The 18,806-nt window shown below is 74.5% G+C and carries 17 protein-coding genes; 12 read left to right on the top strand and 5 right to left on the bottom strand.

Annotation, left to right across the window (positions count from 1 at the left end; translation table 11 throughout):
• Positions 1 to 39 precede the first annotated feature (39 nt).
• From hppD to ACFVX9_RS06375, 5 genes are all read left to right on the top strand, one after another.
• Positions 40 to 1,026 carry a 4-hydroxyphenylpyruvate dioxygenase gene (hppD, locus tag ACFVX9_RS06395; RefSeq protein WP_380377462.1) on the top strand — a complete coding sequence of 329 codons (987 nt, stop codon included), beginning with the start codon at positions 40 to 42 and terminating at the stop codon, positions 1,024 to 1,026.
• Between the two features lie 33 nt (positions 1,027 to 1,059).
• A complete protein-coding gene (locus ACFVX9_RS06390) occupies positions 1,060 to 1,974 on the top strand; it encodes a phytanoyl-CoA dioxygenase family protein (RefSeq protein ID WP_387980727.1) in 915 nt (304 codons plus the stop codon).
• 95 nt (positions 1,975 to 2,069) lie between these two features.
• A complete protein-coding gene (locus ACFVX9_RS06385; protein WP_387980826.1) occupies positions 2,070 to 3,011 on the top strand; it encodes a thiamine pyrophosphate-dependent dehydrogenase E1 component subunit alpha in 942 nt (313 codons plus the stop codon).
• A complete protein-coding gene (locus tag ACFVX9_RS06380) occupies positions 3,008 to 3,976 on the top strand; it encodes an alpha-ketoacid dehydrogenase subunit beta (RefSeq protein WP_380481880.1) in 969 nt (322 codons plus the stop codon). Before ACFVX9_RS06385 ends, ACFVX9_RS06380 begins: the two co-directional genes overlap by 4 nt.
• A gap of 33 nt (positions 3,977 to 4,009) precedes the next feature.
• Positions 4,010 to 4,798 carry a DUF3050 domain-containing protein gene (locus ACFVX9_RS06375; protein WP_380481878.1) on the top strand — a complete coding sequence of 263 codons (789 nt, stop codon included), beginning with the start codon at positions 4,010 to 4,012 and terminating at the stop codon, positions 4,796 to 4,798.
• Between the two features lie 55 nt (positions 4,799 to 4,853).
• On the opposite strand, the gene ACFVX9_RS06370 is transcribed toward ACFVX9_RS06375, so the two are convergent.
• Entirely contained in the window at positions 4,854 to 6,125 is a 1,272-nt protein-coding gene (locus ACFVX9_RS06370; RefSeq protein WP_387980724.1) for an acyltransferase, read from the bottom strand.
• A gap of 214 nt (positions 6,126 to 6,339) precedes the next feature.
• Here ACFVX9_RS06370 and ACFVX9_RS06365 point away from each other — a divergent pair, with 214 nt between their 5' ends.
• The 4 genes from ACFVX9_RS06365 to ACFVX9_RS06350 all read left to right on the top strand — a co-directional run bounded on the left by ACFVX9_RS06365 (position 6,340) and on the right by ACFVX9_RS06350 (position 11,057).
• Entirely contained in the window at positions 6,340 to 8,742 is a 2,403-nt protein-coding gene (locus ACFVX9_RS06365; protein WP_387980722.1) for an FHA domain-containing protein, read from the top strand.
• Between the two features lie 129 nt (positions 8,743 to 8,871).
• Positions 8,872 to 9,474, top strand: a complete 603-nt coding sequence (locus tag ACFVX9_RS06360; protein WP_380343251.1) for a hypothetical protein — start codon at positions 8,872 to 8,874, stop codon at positions 9,472 to 9,474.
• Positions 9,475 to 9,602: 128 nt separating this feature from the next.
• Positions 9,603 to 10,595: a serine/threonine-protein kinase gene (locus ACFVX9_RS06355; protein WP_380481985.1), complete on the top strand. Its 993-nt coding sequence runs from the start codon at positions 9,603 to 9,605 to the stop codon at positions 10,593 to 10,595.
• A gap of 87 nt (positions 10,596 to 10,682) precedes the next feature.
• Positions 10,683 to 11,057, top strand: a complete 375-nt coding sequence (locus ACFVX9_RS06350) for a DUF1304 family protein (RefSeq protein WP_387980720.1) — start codon at positions 10,683 to 10,685, stop codon at positions 11,055 to 11,057.
• Positions 11,058 to 11,078: 21 nt separating this feature from the next.
• On the opposite strand, the gene ACFVX9_RS06345 is transcribed toward ACFVX9_RS06350, so the two are convergent.
• On the bottom strand, positions 11,079 to 12,476 hold the full coding sequence (locus tag ACFVX9_RS06345; RefSeq protein ID WP_387980718.1) for a streptophobe family protein: 1,398 nt from the start codon (positions 12,474 to 12,476) through the stop codon (positions 11,079 to 11,081).
• Between the two features lie 410 nt (positions 12,477 to 12,886).
• Between ACFVX9_RS06345 and ACFVX9_RS06340 the strand changes: the two genes are divergently transcribed.
• Entirely contained in the window at positions 12,887 to 14,206 is a 1,320-nt protein-coding gene (locus ACFVX9_RS06340) for a DUF6777 domain-containing protein (RefSeq protein ID WP_387980716.1), read from the top strand.
• A gap of 76 nt (positions 14,207 to 14,282) precedes the next feature.
• Here ACFVX9_RS06340 and ACFVX9_RS06335 read toward each other — a convergent pair whose 3' ends face one another.
• Positions 14,283 to 14,726 (bottom strand): helix-turn-helix domain-containing protein, encoded by a 444-nt coding sequence (locus ACFVX9_RS06335; RefSeq protein WP_063350649.1) that lies wholly within the window; start codon positions 14,724 to 14,726, stop codon positions 14,283 to 14,285.
• A 137-nt stretch (positions 14,727 to 14,863) separates the two neighbouring features.
• On the opposite strand from ACFVX9_RS06335, the gene ACFVX9_RS06330 reads away from it, so the two are divergent.
• Together ACFVX9_RS06330 and ACFVX9_RS06325 are read left to right on the top strand one after the other, a co-directional pair.
• A complete protein-coding gene (locus tag ACFVX9_RS06330; RefSeq protein ID WP_387980714.1) occupies positions 14,864 to 16,111 on the top strand; it encodes an MFS transporter in 1,248 nt (415 codons plus the stop codon).
• Positions 16,112 to 16,251: 140 nt separating this feature from the next.
• A complete protein-coding gene (locus ACFVX9_RS06325; protein WP_380481864.1) occupies positions 16,252 to 16,704 on the top strand; it encodes a hypothetical protein in 453 nt (150 codons plus the stop codon).
• Between the two features lie 72 nt (positions 16,705 to 16,776).
• Here ACFVX9_RS06325 and ACFVX9_RS06320 read toward each other — a convergent pair whose 3' ends face one another.
• Both ACFVX9_RS06320 and ACFVX9_RS06315 read right to left on the bottom strand, forming a co-directional pair.
• Positions 16,777 to 18,372, bottom strand: a complete 1,596-nt coding sequence (locus ACFVX9_RS06320) for an LCP family protein (protein WP_380481862.1) — start codon at positions 18,370 to 18,372, stop codon at positions 16,777 to 16,779.
• Positions 18,365 to 18,806, bottom strand: a 442-nt coding sequence (locus ACFVX9_RS06315; protein WP_387980711.1) for a DUF6542 domain-containing protein, incomplete at its 5' end; no start/stop codon positions are given. The genes ACFVX9_RS06315 and ACFVX9_RS06320, both read right to left, overlap by 8 nt.

Here is an 18,806-nt window from a genome sequence, read left to right as displayed (position 1 = left end):
GCCGATCCACGCCCTTCCATCCCTCCGGGGGAGATCCCGTTGTCCATCCAGTCCATCACCCACGTCGAGTTCCACTGCGCGGACGCCGACAAGACCGCGGCCGGGCTCTGCGCCGACTTCGACTTCACCGCCGACGCCCCGGCGACCGCACCGGACGGCGCCCGCACCATCCGGCTGCGCCAGGGCTCGATCCGGATGCACCTGGCCTCCGCCGCCGACCCCGACCACCCGGTGGCCGGCTTCGTCGCCCGGCACGGGGACGGCGTCGCCGCCCTCGCCCTCGCCTGCACCGACCCGCAGGCCGCGCTGGAGCGCGCCGAGCGGCACGGCGCCCGCGTGCTGGACCGGGCCGGCGGGCTGATCGCCGGCTTCGGCGACACCGCCCTGCGGTTCGTGCCGCTGCCCACGGCCGAACCCGCCGACGAGCCGGGCCTGCTGGACGCCCTGGACCACGTCGCGATCTGCGTCCCGGCCGGCGAACTCGCCGACGCCGTACGGTTCTGCGAGGCCGCGCTCGGCTTCCACCGGATCTTCGGCGAGTACATCGAGGTCGGCCAGCAGGCCATGGACTCCAGCGTGGTGCAGAGCGCCTCCGGCGAGGTCACCTTCACCCTGATCGAGCCGGACACCACCCGGCGGCCCGGCCAGATCGACGAGTTCCTGGCCTCCCACGACGGCGCCGGAGTGCAGCACCTGGCCTTCCGCACCGGCGACATCGCCACCGCCGTCCGGACCGCCCGGGCCAACGGCGTGGAGTTCCTGAGCACCCCGGGCGCCTACTTCGACGCCCTGGCCGAGCGGTTCGGCGAGACGGCCATCCCGGTGGAGACCCTGCGCGACCTGCACGTGCTCGTCGACCAGGACCACGGCGGCCAGCTGTTCCAGATCTTCGTCCGCTCCACCCACCCGCGGCGGACGTACTTCCTGGAGCTGATCGAGCGCCAGGGCGCCGGCACCTTCGGCACCGCGAACATCAAGGCCCTGTACGAGGCCGTCGAGCGGCAGAGCTCCGACGCCGCCGTCTGACCGCCGCCCACACCTCAAGAAGGGGCACACCCCATGACCACCGCCGTCGAGTTCCGCCTCAGCGAGGCCGAACACGCCCTGCTGCCCACGCCCGAGGAGGTGGCCCACTACCGCGAGCACGGCTGGTACCTGTCCCGGAAGCTGTTCAGCGACGAGGAACTGGACACCCTCCAGGCCGCCACCGAGCTCTACTACGGCGGCCACCGCGACCGCGAACTGCCCGCCCGCCCGCCGCGCCTGGCCGCCTGGGAGCCCTCGCAGGGCCCGATCCAGCGGCACAACGACTACGTGCACTACGAGAGCGACGCCATCGGCGCGATCCTGCGCAAGCCGCTGATCGGCGCGGTCGCCGCCCTGCTGGCCGGCGCCGAGGAGATCCGGGTGTTCCAGGCGACCCTGATCTACAAGCCGCCGGTGCCCGGGGAGCCGAGCAACCAGGTGCCCTGGCACTTCGACAAGCACTACTGGCAGACCTCCACCTCGGAGGAGATGCTCACCGCGTTCATCCCGTTCCACGACTGCCGCGAGGAGAACGGCACCATCACCATGGTGGACGGCAGCCACCGTTGGCGGGAGCTGGACTCCGGCGAGGACTCCACCCGCCACTTCGCCGACCGCAACCGCACCGAACTCGACGACATCCTGGCCGCCAACGCCGCCCACAACGGGCAGCAGGTGCGCACCGTCCCGATGCACATCCCGCGCGGCCACATGTCCTTCCACCACTGCCGCACCTACCACGGCAGCGGCCCCAACCTGGCCTCCTTCCCGCGCCGGGCCGTCTCGCTGCACCTTCAGGACGGCGCGAACGAGTACCGCCACCACACCCGGGCGGACGGCGGCCCGGTGGTGTACAACCACGACGCGCTGGTGCGCCGTACCGCCGACGGCCGGCCCGACTACGCCGACCCGCAGTTCTGCCCGACCATCTGGCGAGGGGCCCGGTGACGGCTCCCCCGGCGACCGTGCCCCCCGGCACCGCGGCTCCCGGTGCCGCGGCTCCCGGCACCGCGCCGCTGGACACGCCGGCCGAGCGCTACCGGATGCTGCGGCTGATCCGCGGCTTCGAGGAGCTGGCGCTCGGCCTGGTGAAGGCCGGCGCGATCCCCGGCGGCATCCACCCGTACATCGGCCAGGAGGCCGTCGCGGTCGGCGTCTGCTCGGCGCTCGGCCCCGCCGACCGGCTCACCAGCACCCACCGCGGCCACGGCCACGTACTCGCCCGGGGCGCCGCACCGCACCGGCTGCTCGCCGAACTCGCCGGCCGCGTCGACGGGTTGAACGGCGGCCGGGGCGGCTCGATGCACGCCGCCGACCTCTCGCTGGGCATCCTCGGCGCCAACGGCATCGTCGGCGCCGGCGCCCCGATCGCGGTCGGCGCCGCCTGGGCCGCCCGGCAGGCCGGGGACGGCCGGGTGGCAGTGGCCTTCTTCGGCGACGGCGCGCTCAACCAGGGCGTGCTGCTGGAGTCGTTCAACCTCGCCGCGATGTGGCAGCTTCCGGTGGTGTTCGTCTGCGAGAACAACGGCTACGCCACCACCCTGCCCGCCGCCACCGCGGTCGCGGGCAGCGCGACCGGGCGGGCGGCCGCCTTCGGCATCCCCGCCGAGGAGGTGGACGGCATGGACACCGAGGCCGTCCGCGCCGCCGCCCTGCGCGCGGTGGAACGGGCCCGCTCCGGCGGCGGCCCCGGCTTCCTGGAATGCCGCACCTACCGCTACGAAGGCCACCACACCATGGAACGCCGGATGAAACTGCACTACCGCACCCCCGAGGAGGTCGAGGCCTGGCGCGCCCGCGACCCGCTCCCCCGGGCCGCCGCCCAGCTGGAGCAGCCGGCCGTCGCCGAACTCGACGACGCGGTGGCCCGCCAGCTCGCCGCCGCCGAGGAGTTCGCCCTCGCCTCCGAACACCCCGACCCGGCCGGCGCGTCGGACCACCTGTACGCCGACGGCCTGCGGCCCCGAGCCGGGGCGGTGGCATGACCAGGCTCTCGTACACCAAGGCCCTCAACCGGGCGATCGCCGACGAACTCGCCGCCGACCCGGCGGTCTGCGTCTTCGGCGAGGACATCGGCGCCGGGATGGCCGGCCCGACGCTCGGTCTGCTGGACCGCTTCGGGCCCGAGCGGATCGTCGACACCCCGCTGTCCGAGCAGGCCTTCACCGCCATGGCGATCGGCGCGGCGCTCGCCGGGCGGCGCCCGGTGCTGGAGTTCCAGATCCCCTCGCTGCTGTTCCTGGTCTTCGAGCAACTCGTCAACCAGGCACACAAGTTCTCGCTGATGACCGGGGGGCAGGCGAGCGTCCCGCTGACCTGCCTGGTGCCCGGATCGGGCTCCCGGGACGGCTGGGCCGGGCAGCACTCCGACCACCCGTACAGCCTGTTCGCGCACACCGGGGTGAAGACCGTGGTGCCCGCCACCCCGACCGACGCCTACGGGCTGCTGCGCTCGGCGATCCGCGACCCGGACCCGGTCGTGGTGTTCGCGCCCGCCGCCGCCCTCCCGGTGCGCGAGACCGTCACCTGGGACCTCGCGCCGATCCCGCTCGGCCGGGCCCGGATCCACCGCCCCGGCACCGACGTCACCGTGGTCGCCGTCGGACACCTGGTGCACGACGCGCTCGCCGTGGCAGACGAGGTCGCCGAGGACATCTCGGTCGAAGTCCTCGACCCCCGCACGCTGTACCCCCTAGATTGGGCCGCGCTCGCCGCCTCGCTGGAACGCACCGGCCGGCTGGTCGTCTTCGACGACTCCAACCGCAGCTGCGGCTTCGCCGCGGAGGTGCTGGCCACCGCCTCCGAGGAGATGCGCCTGATCGCCCCGCCCCGCCGGGTCACCCGCCCCGACGGCACCGTCCTGCCGTTCGCCCCCGCCCTCGACCGCGCCCTGCAGCCCGGCCGCGAGCAACTGCGCCACGCCCTGCACGCCGTCCTCAAGCACCCCTGAGACCCCTCAGACCCCCGAACAGAAGGAGCCGCCTTGTCCACCAACCGCTACCACTGGGACCGTTCGCACCCCGGCCTGACCAGCCTCCAGCAGGCCATCGACCCGCTGCGCCGCGAGGTGGTCGGCCACGGCGTGTACGGCGGGCTGACCAGCATCGGGCGCGTCCGCACCTTCCTGGACAGCCACGTCTTCGCGGTCTGGGACTTCATGTCGCTGCTGAAGAGCCTGCAGCGCGACCTCACCAGCGTCGAGGTCCCGTGGGTCCCGAGCGGGCCGACCGCCAGCCGCCGGCTGATCAACGAGATCGTGCTGGTCGAGGAGAGCGACGAACTCGGGGAGGGCTACACCAGCCACTTCGAGCTGTACGTCGAGGGCATGCGGCAGGCCGGCGCCGACCCGGGCCCGGTGGAGGAGTTCCTGGGGCTGCTGGGCACCGGCACCGCCGTCCCGGAGGCGCTGAAGGCCGCCGCGGTGCCGCAGGCCGCCGTCGACTTCACCGGCACCACCTGGTCGATCATCGAGAACGCGCCGGTGCACTGCCGGGCCGCCGCCTTCGCCTTCGGCCGCGAGGACCTGATCCCGGACATGTTCGCCCAGGTGGTCGGCATCGACGACCCGGACGGCGTGCTCACCGTCTTCAAGGACTACCTGGCCCGGCACATCGAGGTGGACGGCGAACAGCACACCCCGATGGCGATGCAGATGCTGATCGACCTGTGCGGCGACGACCAGGCCAAGTGGGACGAGTGCGCCGAGACCGTCCGCACCGCGCTGCGCGCCCGGGTGCAGCTGTGGACGGCGATCGAGGCCGCCTTCGTGTAGCGCGGCCGGGGCGCGGCTCACCCCGCGCGTCGTGCCTCGCACTACGCGGTGCGGCTCAGACCACCTTCGGGACGGCGGCGGCCGACGCGGGCAGTTCGTCCGCCGCCGTCCGGAAACGGTGCAGCGCGGCCCGGCCCTCCGCCCCCCGCACCCGGGCGGCGAGCCGGGCCGGCAGCACCACGGTGGTCAGGTAGCCGGCTCCGCCGAACCCCTCGACCGTCCAACTCACCCAGGGAAGAGGGTAGTTGGCGGCCGGGCTGAAGAACACCGGCCGGTGCCCCTGGAAGCTCACCCGATAGGCCCCGAACCGGCTCCAGTTCGAGAAGCTGAACCGGCGCTCCTGCGGGTCGAAGCCCAGCGGCACGCAGTCCCGCAGCCGGGAGCGGCCGAGCGAGGCCAGGAAGCCCAGGTTGGAACGCAGGTTGAGGTGGGCGGCCGGGAACTCCTCGACCGCCGCCCGCAGCGCGCCCGCGAGCACCGCCGGGCCGTCCTCGGGCCGGTGCGACACGTGGACGTCGCCCAGCAGGTTGCCCACCAGGGCGGGTGAGAGTCCGAGCCAGCGCCGGGCGTTGACCGGTACGGTCAGCCAGCGCTCCGCCCCGTCGCCGTCCAACTCCCGTATGGTGCTGACGACATGGGCGCAGAGCACGTCACCGGAGGAGAGCCGCCGGCCGGCCGTCGCACTGAACTCCGCGCGCATCCGCTCGACTTCGGCGTCCCCGAAGTAGATCTGGACGGTCCGATTGGCCCGCGGACCGACCGCCACCTCGCGGGCCAGCAGCTGCGCCTGCGCCGTCGAGGGCACCCGGAAGCCGGGCCGTCCGCAGTCCTCGGCCGGGAGCACCCGGTCCAGCAACTCGTCCTGGTCCTCGACCAGTTCGGCCTCCGGCAGCTCCTCGTCCTCGACCGCCGCCGACCAGATCCGCAGCAGCAGCATGAAGCTGTGCAGATCGCCGATCGCGTGGTGCCAGGAGCATCCCAGCACCGTCCCGCCGTCGCCGGTGCGGGTGACCCGGACGGTGAGCAGCGGGACGCCGCCGCCGCGCGCGGCCGGGGCGTCCACCGGATCGACCAGTTCGGAGCCGGCGGCCGTCACCCGGCCCATCGCCTCGGCGAGCGTGCCGGCCACGGTGTAGACGTCCAGCGGGACGCCGGAGTCGTCGCAGACCGCTTCGAGGGCGCCTCCCCCGCCGGTGCGCAGCCGCCCGGCGAACACCGGCACCCGGTCCAGTGCGCGGGCCAGTCCGGCGGCCAGCCGGTCCTCGTCCAGCGCCTGGTCGAAGTAGAGCACGACCGAGACGGCGAGGTCCGCCAGCATGGTGTCCATCAGGCCGCAGTGCAGCACCGTTCCGGGGGCGCGGCCGGCCCTGACAGTCCGGGATCTTCGCAACACCGGCCAACTGTTCATGCGTTCCGTCCCCGGTTGTTCTGCGGGTGGCGTGCGGGCACGCCGAACGATAGTGCCGCGCCGTCACAGTGGTCCAGTCCAATCCCGGGATCCGGAAAGGCCGCTGGACTGCTGCGGCGATAGAATGCCCAGCATGGGAGAGCGCCCGGGCGCACCCACCGCGCCGCCCCTCGTCCTGGTCACCGACACCGGGTCGCTGCTGATCGACCCGGCCCTGGCCTACCACCTCGGCCGCGACCCGACCAGCGAGATCGTCCTGGACGACCCCCGGGTCTCCTGGCACCACGCCGTGCTGCGGGCCACCGACGGGCACTGGCTGCTGGAGGACGTCGGCAGCACCAACGGCACCTACGACCAGGGCCACCGGGTCGACCGCGAGGACATCGGCCCCGGCACCCGGCTGCGCTTCGGCGACCCGGCCGACGGCCCGTCCGCGACCTTCGCCGGCCTGCCCCGCCCCGACCCCGGCGAGCGGCCCTCCCTGCTCGCCCCGCAGGCCTCCGGCACCTTCCGCAGCCCCAGCTCGGTGCTCCAGCTGCCCGGCCGCACGGTCCGGATCGGCCGCTCGCACGACAACGACCTGGTCCTGGACGACCTGGTGGTCTCCCGCCACCACGCCGAACTGCGCGAACTGCCCGGCGGCGGCCACGAGATCGTCGACCTGGACAGCCACAACGGCACCTACCACAACGGCCGCCCGGTGCAGCGGGCGCCGGTCGGCCCGGCCGACATCGTCGGCATCGGCCACTCCGCGCTCTGCCTCTCCGACGACCACCTGGTCGAGTACACCGACACCGGCGAGATCTCCCTGGACGTACGGCACCTGGTGGTCCGGGTCGGCTCCGACCACCGGGTGCTGCTGGACGACGTGAGCTTCCCGCTCGCCGAGAAGGCCCTGCTGGCGGTGGCCGGCCCGAGCGGCGCCGGCAAGTCCACCCTGCTCAACGCCCTGACCGGGCTGCGCCCCGCCGACGAGGGCACCGTGCTGTACGACGGGCGCGACCTCTACCGCGACTACGCCGAACTGCGCCGCCGGATCGGCCTGGTGCCGCAGGACGACATCCTGCACACCCAGCTCACCGTCCGCCGCGCGCTCGGCTACGCCGCCGAACTGCGCTTCCCCGGCGACACCGCGAAGCACGAGCGGGAGGCCCGGGTCGTCGAGGTGGTCCACGAGCTGGGCCTGGCCGGCCGGGCCGACCAGGTGATCGGCAGCCTCTCCGGCGGCCAGCGCAAGCGGGTCAGCGTCGCGCTGGAGCTGCTCACCAAGCCCTCGCTGCTGTTCCTCGACGAGCCGACCTCCGGTCTGGACCCGGGCATGGAGCGCTCGGTGATGCACATGCTGCGCGGGCTGGCCGACGACGGCCGGACGGTGGTCGTGGTGACGCACAGCGTGCTGAGCCTGAACGTGTGCGACCGCCTGCTGGTGCTCGCCCCCGGCGGCCGGACGGCCTACTACGGCCCGCCGGGCGAGGCGCTGGCGTTCTTCGGCTTCGCGGAGTGGCCGGAGGCCTTCGAGGCCTTCGAGAGCGAGGACCACGAGGCCTGGCAGCGCCGTTTCCGCAGCTCCCCGCAGTACGAGCGGTACGTCGCCGCCGAGGCGGTGTCCCTGACGCCGGCCGCCGTGCCGGGAGCGCCGGCCGCGGCATCGGGAGCGCCGGAGACGGCGGGGCCGGCGCAGGCACCGGCGGCCGGGCGGGACCCGATCGGCTGGGAGAAGCCGCAGGGCTGGTTCTCCCAGCTGGGCACCCTGGTGCGCCGGTACACCGCGGTGCTCGCCGCCGACCGGCTGTTCCTGACCATCATGGTGGTGCTGCCCTTCGTGATCGGCCTGATGTGCCGGGTGATGGCCGGCTCCCGGCTCACCCCCGACAACGCCGTGAACTGCCTGCTCACGCTGTGCATCGGCGGCCTGCTGACCGGCGCCGCCAACTCGGTGCGCGAGGTGGTCAAGGAGCGGGCGATCTACCGCCGCGAGCGCGTGGTCGGACTGTCCAGATCGGCGTACCTGGTCTCCAAGGTGGTGGTGCTCGGCACGGTCACGGTCGCCCAGGCCGCCGTGCTGACCGTGGTCGGCCTGGCCGGGGTGGACCTCTCCTGGGCGGTGCCGACCGGGGTGGTGATGCCGCAGCTGCCCGAACTGATCATCGCGGTCGCGCTGCTGGCGTTCTCGGCGATGATGCTCGGCCTGGTGGTCTCGGCGATCGTGGACAAGGAGGAGGCCACCATGCCGCTGCTGGTGCTCCTCTCGGTGGTGCAGATCGTCTTCAGCGGCCTGATGCTCAAGCTGCACGGCGTGCCCGGGCTGGAGCAGTTCGCCTGGCTGATCCCGTCCCGTTGGGGCATGGCCGCGATGGCCCGCACCGTCGAGCTGCACGGCATCTTCCCGACCGCGATCACCGCCGACCCGATGTTCCGCCACGAGCGCGCCGGCTGGCTGTTCGACATCGCGGTGCTGCCCGGCCTCGCGGTCGCGTACGGGCTGCTGGTGCTGGCCCTGCTGCGGCGGCACGAGCCCGCGATCATGCGGCGCTGAGCCTCGAAGGGCGACCCCGGGCCCCGACCGACCACCGCCGGTACAGTGGGAAGCGACCTGTGGTGCGAGTCCCATCGCTATGACCGCGCGCAGCCGCGGGCTCGCGCGGCGGAGGAAATGTAGCCGCCCATGGACGAGTTCGCGTTCCGCCCCACCCACGTCGCCCCACCGGCCGGGATGGCCACCTGGGCGGCCCCGGACCCGGCCCGGCCCGCCACCCGGCTGGACGCGCTGCTGCCGGTGCGGGTGGTCGCCCGGCAGGGCGACTGGGCGCAGATCCTCTGCTCCAACGGCTGGACGGCCTGGGTCGACGGCCGGCTGCTGGTCGCCCTCCCGGAGCCGCCGCCCACCGCCGGGGGCCCGCCCGCCCGGACGGCGGACCCGCGCCCGGCGCTCGTGGAGGCCGAGGCCGCGGTGGCCCGCTACCGGGCCCTGCTGGAGGACCTCGCGGCGGGCGCCCTGGACCTGGAGGCCTTCCGGGAGCGGACCCGTGGCCTGCGGATCGGCCTGGTCGTGGACGCCGAGGCGCTCTGGGTGTTCGACCCGGTGCGCGACCGCTGGTGCTACTGCGACGGGCTCCAGCTCCAGACGTACGCGGCCACCGACCGGCCGGTGCCCGGGTCGTCGCCCACTCCGTCGCCCACACCGTCCCCCACGCCGTCGCCCGCCCCCGCCGTCCCGCCGGGGCCCGCGCCCGCTCCGTACGCCCCCACCCGGCCGGGCGCGCCGTGACCCCGGCCGAACGGGTGCCCGAAGACCACCCTGACCATGCCGATAAGTCCGACCACCCCGGCCGTGCCGACGATCCCGACCAGCTCGACCACCCCGACCGGCCGTCCGCACCCGGCCTGCCGGCCGGCATGGTCGGGCGCCGGATCGCCGGCTACCGGCTGGAGCGCGAGATCGGCCGCGGCGGCATGGCCGTGGTGTACCGGGCCAAGGACCTGAGGCTCGGCCGGACCGTCGCGGTCAAACTGCTCGCCCCCGAACTGGCCCGCAACGAGGTGTTCCGGCAGCGCTTCATGCACGAGTCCGAGGCCGCCGCCGCGATCGACCACCCGCACATCATCCCGGTGTTCGAGGCCGGCGAGCACGACGGCATCCTGTTCATCGCGATGCGCTACGTCGAGGGCGGCGACCTGCGCGGGCTGATGAACCGGGGCGGCCCCTTCTCGGCCGAGCGGACCGCCCAGCTGGCCCTGCAGATCGCCTCCGCGCTCGACGCCGCGCACGACCACGACCTGGTCCACCGGGACGTCAAGCCCGGCAACGTGCTGGTCGCCGCCGGGACGGACAGCGAGCACCCCGAGCACCTGTACCTGGCGGACTTCGGCCTCACCAAGAAGTCCCTCTCGCTGAGCGGCCTGACCAGCGTCGGCCAGATCGTCGGAACGCTGGACTACGCCGCGCCCGAGCAGATCTCCGGCAAGCCGCTGGACGGGCGCTGCGACCAGTACGGCCTCGGCTGCGTGGTCTTCGAGATGCTCGCGGGCGCCCCGCCGTTCCGCCGGGAGAGCGACGTGGCGCTGCTCTGGGCGCACCTCAACGACCCGCCGCCCGCGTTGCGCGACCACCGCCCCGACCTGCCCGCCGCCGTCGGGGCGGCGGTGGCCCGGGCGCTCGCCAAGGCCCCCCAGGACCGCTACGCCAGCTGCCTGCAGTTCGTCGCCGAGCTGCGCGCGGCCACCGCCGTCGTGCCCGGCCTCGGCGCCGCGCCGAGGGCGTGGAGCGGGAGCGGGAACGGGCCGCCGACCCAGGTCGTCCAGGCGGTCGTCCCCGGGCTCGCCGCGGCGGCCGTCGTGCCCGAGCCGCCCGCGTGGGCCGCCCCGGTCGTCCACCCGCCGCCGTGGTGAGCGCCGTACCGTCCACCGCCCCCCAGGAAACCGACCCGCCAGGAAACCGACCCGCCAGGAAACCGACCCCTCAGGAAGCCGACCGCCATGAACGCCGTGAGCCAGGTCTTCGCCGTGATCGCCGCCGCGGTCCACCTCCTCGCGTGGCCGCTGGAGAGCTTCCTGTACGGCCACCCGCGGGTGCGCTTCCTGCTCACCGGCAGCACGGCGGACGCGCCGGAGGTCCGGCTGTGGCGCTTCAACGTCGGCTTCTACAACCTGTTCCTGGCGCTCGGCCTGGTCGCCGGACTGGTCCTGCTGCACACCGGGCACGCCGCCTCCGGCCGCGCCGTGATCAGCTACGTCGCCGCGTTCATGGCCGCCGGCGGGATCACCCTCTTCGCCTCGGAGCCGAGGGTCTGGCGCGGCGCCCTCGCCCAGGCGCTGCCGGCGGCGGCGATCCTCATCGCCGAGGCGTTCTGAGCGCGCGCCGCCCGGCAGCCGTCACCCCGCCCCGGGCGCCTTGCCACCCGAGACCTCGCCACCCGAGGCCTCGCCACCGGGGACGTCGCCGCTGGTGACCTCGCCCCGGCGGCCGGTGCGGGCGGCCAGCAGGGCGCCCAGCGCGCCGGCCAGCAGGCCCCAGCCCGCCGCCAGCGGGACGGCCGTCCACAGCACCGGGCGCAGGGTGAGGCTGCCGCTGCCGAGGCCGGCCAGTGGGTTGGCGCCGCCGAGGAGCGAGCCGATCAGGTCGCCGAGGCCGCCCTGGCCGAGGCCGACGCCGAGCACCGAAAGCCCGTAGTCGGCGTCCGCCCTGGTCCAGAGCCCGACCAGCAGCACCGTCACCGCGCTGGCCAGGGCGAACCGGACGGCGTGCTGCCAGAGCCGGACGGTACGCGGCGAGCGGTACGCGGCGAGGAAGCCGGCCGCGAGCAGCAGCACGGCGGCCAGCGGCAGCAGCCACCAACTGCGCGCGTCCTGGTCGGCGAGGGTGCCCAGGCTGATGGTGGCCTGCTGCCCGTCCGGCGCCCGCAGCACCTCGGCGAGCGGCCTGGGCACCGGCAGGCCGAGCGCGCCGCTGAGCCGCCCGTGCCACTGCGCGCCGAGCCCGACGCCGAAGGCCAGCCAGACCAGGTCGGGCAGGGCGAGCAGCAGCACGGCCAGGGTCTGCCGGGCGTTGCCGTGCACGATCGCGGTCAGCACCCCGGCCGCCAGCCCGATCACCAGGTACGCCAGCAGGACCAGCCAGAGCGCGAACGCGGCTGGGCGGACGGCCAGTTGGTAGGGCAGCAGGGCGCGCGGCAGCGGCGCCCGCCGGGACACCGCGAAGGTGCCCGCGAGGACGACGAGCAGCCAGGCCAGCCCGATGCCGACCGTGCTCGGGGCGTCCGCGTGGAAGCCGACCTCCGGGGTGAGCCCGAGCGCGCCGCCGATGGTCTGTGCCAGGTCGCCGCCGAGCGGGACGACGAAGGTGTGCCGGGCGCCGAGGGTGAGCAGCGCGAGGGCGACCAGCCAGAGCACCACCGTGCGGGCGATCCGGCCGAGCAGTTCGCCGCCGCCGGCCACCGCGCGAAAACGCAGCTGACGCAGGAACACCTCGGCCATCACCACCGCACCGGCCAGCGAGACGGACAGCGGCATGGCACTGATCCCGGCATCCACTGCGGCGAACTGCCCTGCTCCGCCGTCGAGTTGGACGGCGCCGCCGACGGCCAGTACCACCGCCCCGGCCAGCACGGCCGGGAAGCCGCCCCCCGGGAGGTCGTCGGCGCCGGCCAGCCAGAGGCCGAGCGCGGCCACCGCCGCCATGGCGGCGAACCCGGCCAGCACCACGGCGAGCGCGTCCAGCCAGCCGCGCAGGGCGCCGGGCGGGCCCGCGACCCGGGTGGTGGGCTGCTGCATGGCGCCTCCTCGGTGCGTCGGGCTTCGCGTTCCAGGGTGGCCGACACCCGGCGGGCACGCTCGGCGACGGCTCCCGCACCTGCTGTTGCGGCGGGTGGGGAGCCGGGGGGAAATGGAGGCCAGTGGCAGGAGCTTCCCGGGTCGGCGCATCCGCCGGCCGCCTGCGAAACGGAGCCTCGATGAGTTCCCAACCGCCCCCGTCCGGCCCGCCGAGCGAGCCGCCCCACGGCCCCCCGTCCGGCCCGCTGGCCGGTCCCCCGTCGGGCGGCGGCCAGTTCGGGCCGCCGCCCGGGTCATCCGGCGCTTCCGGGCCTTCCGGGCCGTCTGGTCCATCTGGTCCGTCAGGGCCGTCCTCCGGCGGCGGTCGGGGGCCGCACACGCCGTGGTGGCGCTCCGGGCGGGGGCTCGCATTGGCCGCTGGCACGCTGGCGGTGGCCGTGGTGGCCACCGTACTGATCGTGAACAGCCAGGGCGGCGGTCACCACGACACCCTGCCGGCCGCCAACGAGGTGGCCCTCCAGGCCCCGGCCGACCCGGGCCCGGACCCGTTCACCCCATCGGTGGAAACCCAGGGGGTGAGCGCCCCCGCCCCCGCCCAGGAGCCGCAGTCCGGGCAGGCACCGCAGTCCGGGCCGGGCGGCCGGTCCACGGCCGCCTCCCCGGCGGTGATCCACAGCGTCGAGGGCAGCTCCGCCGGGCTGTACGGCGGGACGATGACCAGGCCCAGCTGCGACACCGAGCGCCTGATCGGGATGGTCTCCAGCGGGGACTCCGGCCGCGCCTGGGCCTCCGCCGCGGGCGTCCAGCAGTCCGACATCCCGTCCTACCTGCGCTCGCTGACCTCGGCCTACCTGCGGGTGGACACCCGGGTCACCAACCACAACTACAAGAGCGGCGCCGTCGCCGAGTACCAGTCCGCGCTCCAGGCCGGCACCGCTGTCCTGGTGGACTCCCAGGGCGTGCCCCGGGTGCGCTGCTCCTGCGGCAACCCGCTGAAGCCGCCGGTGCTGGTGAGCGACGCCAAGTACACCGGGAAGGCATGGGCCGGCTTCCACCCGACCACGCTGGTCGTCGTGGTGCCCGCGCCGCAGCCGGTGACCGAGATCATCCTGGTGAACATCGAGACGGGCGGCTGGTTCTCCCGGCTGACCGGGCGGATCGACGTGGTCGACCGGAACGTCGGACCGCCCAAGGGGCCGCTGGCGCCGGGCGTCCCACCGCCGGGGAAGATGACGCCCACCACGCCGGCGGGCACGGCCTCGACGTCGCACTCGACCTCCGCCTCGTCCTCCGCCTCGTCCTCCGGGGCCACCTCCGGGGCGACCTCCGGGTCCGGCTCGGCGACGACCTCGGGTTCGACCTCGTCCGGGGCGACGTCCTCGGGGGCCACGTCCTCCGGAGCGACCTCGTCCGGGGCGACGTCCTCGGGCACCCCGACCGGGACGACCAAGACGACCGGCACCTCGTCCGCGTCCACCGGCTCCTCGACGGGGTCCTCGACCGGCTCGTCCACGGGGTCGTCCGCAGGCTCCTCGACGGGGTCGTCCACGGGTTCGTCCACCACCAAGACGCCGACCCAGACCCCGACCCAGACGCCGAGCACCAAGGCCCCGGCAACCACGACCGGTTCCACCACGACGAACACCACCAACGGCACGGCCCCCGGCACCACCGCGACGGCCACCGAACCCCCGAAGACCGCGACGGCCGGGAGCGCCACCCCCAGCTGATCCGCCCGACTCCCCCACACCACCCGCCACCACCCGCCGCCACCGGCCGCCCGTCCGCCGGTGGCGGCGGCGCGTCTCAGGGCAGCAGCACCTCGGCGTCCTCGGGCCCCAGCACCCGGCCGCCGGCCGCGCGGACCTCCATCGCCTCGATCGGCGCGCCCGTCCCGCGTTCCACCAGCCGGGCGCGCGGCTCGCCCTCCGCGAAGAACCACTGGTCGCCCCACTGCCGCAGCGCGGTGATCACGGGGAAGAGGGCGCGCCCCTTCTCGGTCAGCACGTACTCCTGGTACGGGCTGCCGTCGGCGGCCGGCGCGAGCTCGAACACCCCGTTGGCGACCAGGTTGGTGAGGCGGGCCGAGAGGATGTTCCTGGCGAGGCCCAGGTTCTTCTGGAACTGCCCGAAGCGGCGCAGCCCGTCGAAGGCGTCGCGGACGATCAGCAGCGTCCAGCCGTCGCCGACGACGTCGAGCGGGCGGGCGACCGGGCAGGTCGACTCCTCGTGCGTGGTGCGCTTCGGCACTTCTCCCACCTTCCACCGGTCGGCGCCCAGCCTAGCGGCGAGTCGCGTGGTTGCTTATTGAAACCACAGTATGCCAGGGTGGCTCGGTAGCACTTTGAAACCAGTCCGGCCGCGCCCGCCACCAGGAAGTCCCGCCCATGACCTCGCCCACCCGCGCCACCGCCGCCACCGCCGCCGAAGCGCCCCCACGCGGCCTGCCACCCGCCGCCGCCTGGCTCCTCTCCGTCGCCTGCGGCCTCGCCGTCGCCAACGTCTACTACTCACAGCCCCTGCTCGACCTCATCGCCGCGGACTACGGCATCGACCCGGCCACCATCGGGCTCGTCGGCACCCTCACCCAGACGGGCTACGCGCTCGGCCTGCTGCTGCTCGTCCCGCTCGGCGACCACGTCAACCGCCGCACCCTCACCACCGCCCAGCTCGGGCTCTCCGTGCTCGCCCTCGCCGCCGTCGCGCTCGCCCCCTCCGCGCCGCTGATGCTCGCCGCGATGGCCGCCGTCGGAGTCCTCGCGGTGGTCGCCCAGGTCGTCGTCGCGTACGCGGCCTCGCTCGCCGCGCCAGCCGACCGGGGCCGGGTGGTCGGTACCGTCACCAGCGGCATCGTGGTCGGCATCCTGCTCGCCCGCACCGTCGCCGGCACCATCGGCGACCTGGCCGGCTGGCGCGCCGTCTACGTGGTGTCCGCCGTCGCCACCGGCGCGATGGCAATCGCCGTCGCGGCCGTCCTCCCGGCCGAACGTCACCGCCCGTCGGCACCGACCTCGCAGACCTCGCAGACCAGGCAGACCGCGCGGATCAGCTACCCCCGGCTGATCGGCTCGGTGTTCACCCTCTTCGCCGAGGAGCCCGTGCTCCGCGCCCGGGCGGTCCTCGCGCTGCTCACCTTCACCTCCATCACCGTCCTGCTCACCCCGATGGTGCTCCCGCTCGCCGCCCCGCCGTTCAGCCTCAGCCACACCCAGATCGGGCTGTTCGGCCTGGCCGGCGCCGCCGGAGCCCTGGGTGCCGGCCGCGCGGGCCGCCAGGCCGACCGCGGCCGGGCCGAACGCACCGCCGGCATCGGCCTGTTGGCCATGCTCGCCGCCTGGATCCCGGCGGCCCTGCTGCCGCACTCGGTGTGGTGGCTGGTGCTCGCCATGGTGGTGATCGACTACGGCCTTCAGTCCGTGCACGTGGTCAACCAGCACCTGCTGTACCAGGTCCGCCCCGAGGCGCAGAGCCGGCTCACCGCCGGGTACATGCTCCTCTACTCCGCCGGCTGTGCGGCGGGCGCGATCGGCTCCACCGTCGTCTACGAGCACTGGGGCTGGACGGCCGTCTGCCTCCTCGGAGCGGCCACCAGTCTGGCCGCACTGCTCTACTGGCTTGCCAGGAAGCAGAATTGACGAAGCCTCGGAACGGCTCCTCCCCCTGATCCGGCGGCGTCGGCGCCAGGCCGTCGGCGAAGTCCACCGCCGTGTCGTTCTCGAAGGGGGCGGCGCCCCGGCCACCGACGGCCCGTCACGGGGCGGGTATCGTCCGGGCCATGAAGGCAGTGTTACGCCGGGTGTGGTCCCTTCCGTTGGCGGGCGCGGTGGTCTCGCTGCTGGTGCTCTGCTGGAGCCTGTTCGCCGCGTCCGCGCAGTGGCGGGCCGCGAGCCGGATAGACGCCGCGCCGCTGCGGGTCGACGGGACGGTCAGCGCCGCGGCCCTGCGCAAGGGCGGCTGGCTCTACACCGTCACCTACCGGGTGGGGGATCGCGACTACCGCACGTCGGCGCTCGGCCTCAAACGGGTCGAGAAGCCGCACGTCGGGATGACCGTCCCCCTGGAGGCGGCGGCGGACGACCCGGCCACCGTGCGCGTGGCCGGCGACCACTACCCCAACGACGACATGCCCGCGACCTACGTGCTGGCCGCGGTGGGCGCCACGGCGGTCCTGCTGTGGCTGGTCGGCCTGCTCGTCCAGCGCGCCCGGGGCCGGACTCCCCTCCCGTGACGGCCGGTTCGGCCGCCGGGCCGGTTCGCCCACCGCCTCGTGGGTGCGGCCGCGCGGCGCCCGCCGCCCCCGTCAGTCCACGCAGGGGATGCCGCCGGCCTTGACGGCGGGGCCCTGCATGGGGAGGCCGGCGGCGGGGTCGGTGGCCGCGTCGCCCGGCCCGGTGGTGGCGGCGGCGGAGGGGCTGGGGGTGCGGGTGACGGCGAGGGTGACGACGATGTGGCCGGGGGCGACGACGGCGGCCGCGGTGGCGGTGACGCCGTAGCGGGTGGCGAGCTGCTGGGCGTCGGCCTTGGCGCCGCTGCCGTAGGCGACGGTGGTGGCCCTGGTCCTGGCGGCGGCGTCGCCGATCCTCCCCGGCTGGTAGCCGAGTTCGGTGAGGGCCTTGGACTCGGTGGCGGCCGTGCCGGCGCCCGCGACGGCGTTGACGTCCACGACGGCCCTGGTCGCGGTCGGGGAGGCGGCGGACGGCGAGGGGGTGGCGGTCTCGGCGGCCGTCTCGGTGGGTGCGGGGACGGCCTGGACGGGGGCCGGCTCGCGGTTGAACAGCTGCCGGACGATCTTCTTGATCAGCTCCGGGTTGACGGTGTTGACCTCCTGGCCGCCGACGGTCTTGAACCCGGTGATCGGCAGGGTGTTGAACTCGACGTTCCCGCCGGTGAGGTTGGGCGCCTGCTGGGCGAAGTCGAGGATGTTCCACTCGTTGTCGATGACGACGTCCTTCTTCACCACTCCGAACAGCTTCTGCATCTGCCCGAAGTCGTTGAGGATGCCCTGCTGCTTGAGCCGGTACTCGACGGAGGAGATGAACGCCTGCTGCCGGTGGGTGCGGTCGAGGTCGCCGTTGGCGAGGTGGTGGCGCTGGCGGACGAAGGAGAGGGCCTGGGCGGCGTTGAGGGAGCTGATGCCGGCGGGGAGCTTGAGGCCGGTGCCGCCGCCCTCGTGGGCGGCGGTGCGGGCGGTGATCGGATCGTCGACGGGGTGGTTGAGGCAGACCTGGATCGGCTCGACGGCCTTGGCGATGTCGTAGAAGCCGATCAGGTTGACCTCGGCGAAGTGGTCGATCGGGACGTCGAGGAAGCCCTGCACGGTCTGGATGGTGGCGGAGCGTCCGGCTTCGCGGCTCTGCCGTTCCAGGTCGGCCTTGGAGAGCCCCTTGCCGGCGAGTTTCTGCTCGGCGGCCACCTTGGCGATGCCGTAGGCCTCCTTGATCTTGTGCATCTTGCCGTCGGCGCCGAGGGTCTGCACGTAGTCGTCGCGCGGGACGGACAGCGCGGTGACCTTGCCGCCGTTGGCCGGGATGTGCAGGACGATCAGGGCGTTGGTGTTGTAGCCGCCGATCTCGCTCGACCCGGCGTGCAGTTCGTCCTCGACGAACTGCTTGGGCAGGTCGTTGCCGTCCATGTCCTTGCGGCTGTCGAGGCCGATCAGCAGCAGGTTGACGGACTTGTCGAGGTGGGGCGGGGCGTTCTTCTTGGCCTCGCTCAGCGCGGTGGACTTGGTCATGCCGTCGTCGAGGCTGCGGTACTCGTACCAGGTGAAGCCGCTGGCGCCGAGGACGGCGATGGAGACGGTGCAGGCGAGCGTGCGCCCGGCGACGGTCAGCGGGGCGGGGCCGCGGCGCGGGGCGCGGCCGCGCGGGCGGAGGCGGGCGGCGCGTTCAGCCACGACGGCTCCTTCCGGCCGGGGTGCCCGCCCTGCGGAGCCGTCGGCGGTCGAGCGCGATGCGGACCGCGACGACCAGCAGCGCGACCCCCACCGCCGCCGCCATCACCGGGAACGCCCCCACCACCCACCGCAGCGCGCCGGTGCCGAGCTGCTTGCCCTGGTACGCGTCCCGGTTCGCCAGGTACTCGATGCCGGCGGCGCCGAGCAGCACCACGAGCGGGGCCGCGGTGACGACCCACCAGCGGCCAGCCCGGCTGCACAGCGCCGCCGCGGCACCCGTCCCGCCGACCGCACCGACCGCGAAGAGCACGCCGACCCCGGGGCCCCCGAGCTCGTCCGCGACACCGCCGAGGACGGGCAGGCCGACGGCGGTGAGCAGCACCGGCAGCCGGCCGCCCCGGCGGGCCGGCGGCCGGCGGCGGGAGGCCGCGGGC

It is taken from the genome of Kitasatospora sp. NPDC058243, assembly GCF_042882025.1.
GTDB lineage: Bacteria > Actinomycetota > Actinomycetes > Streptomycetales > Streptomycetaceae > Kitasatospora.
This window is presented reverse-complemented; position numbering and strand designations above follow the sequence as displayed.

Coding starts and splice junctions, on each gene's coding strand:
- ACFVX9_RS06390 (WP_387980727.1), top strand. CDS start 1,060: ATGACCACCGCCGTCGAGTTCCGCCTCAGCGAGGCCGAACACGCCCTG.
- ACFVX9_RS06385 (WP_387980826.1), top strand. CDS start 2,070: ATGCTGCGGCTGATCCGCGGCTTCGAGGAGCTGGCGCTCGGCCTGGTG.
- ACFVX9_RS06380 (WP_380481880.1), top strand. CDS start 3,008: ATGACCAGGCTCTCGTACACCAAGGCCCTCAACCGGGCGATCGCCGAC.
- ACFVX9_RS06370 (WP_387980724.1), bottom strand. CDS start 6,125: ATGGACACCATGCTGGCGGACCTCGCCGTCTCGGTCGTGCTCTACTTC.
- ACFVX9_RS06365 (WP_387980722.1), top strand. CDS start 6,340: ATGGGAGAGCGCCCGGGCGCACCCACCGCGCCGCCCCTCGTCCTGGTC.
- ACFVX9_RS06360 (WP_380343251.1), top strand. CDS start 8,872: ATGGACGAGTTCGCGTTCCGCCCCACCCACGTCGCCCCACCGGCCGGG.
- ACFVX9_RS06355 (WP_380481985.1), top strand. CDS start 9,603: ATGGTCGGGCGCCGGATCGCCGGCTACCGGCTGGAGCGCGAGATCGGC.
- ACFVX9_RS06350 (WP_387980720.1), top strand. CDS start 10,683: ATGAACGCCGTGAGCCAGGTCTTCGCCGTGATCGCCGCCGCGGTCCAC.
- ACFVX9_RS06345 (WP_387980718.1), bottom strand. CDS start 12,476: ATGCAGCAGCCCACCACCCGGGTCGCGGGCCCGCCCGGCGCCCTGCGC.
- ACFVX9_RS06330 (WP_387980714.1), top strand. CDS start 14,864: ATGACCTCGCCCACCCGCGCCACCGCCGCCACCGCCGCCGAAGCGCCC.
- ACFVX9_RS06325 (WP_380481864.1), top strand. CDS start 16,252: ATGAAGGCAGTGTTACGCCGGGTGTGGTCCCTTCCGTTGGCGGGCGCG.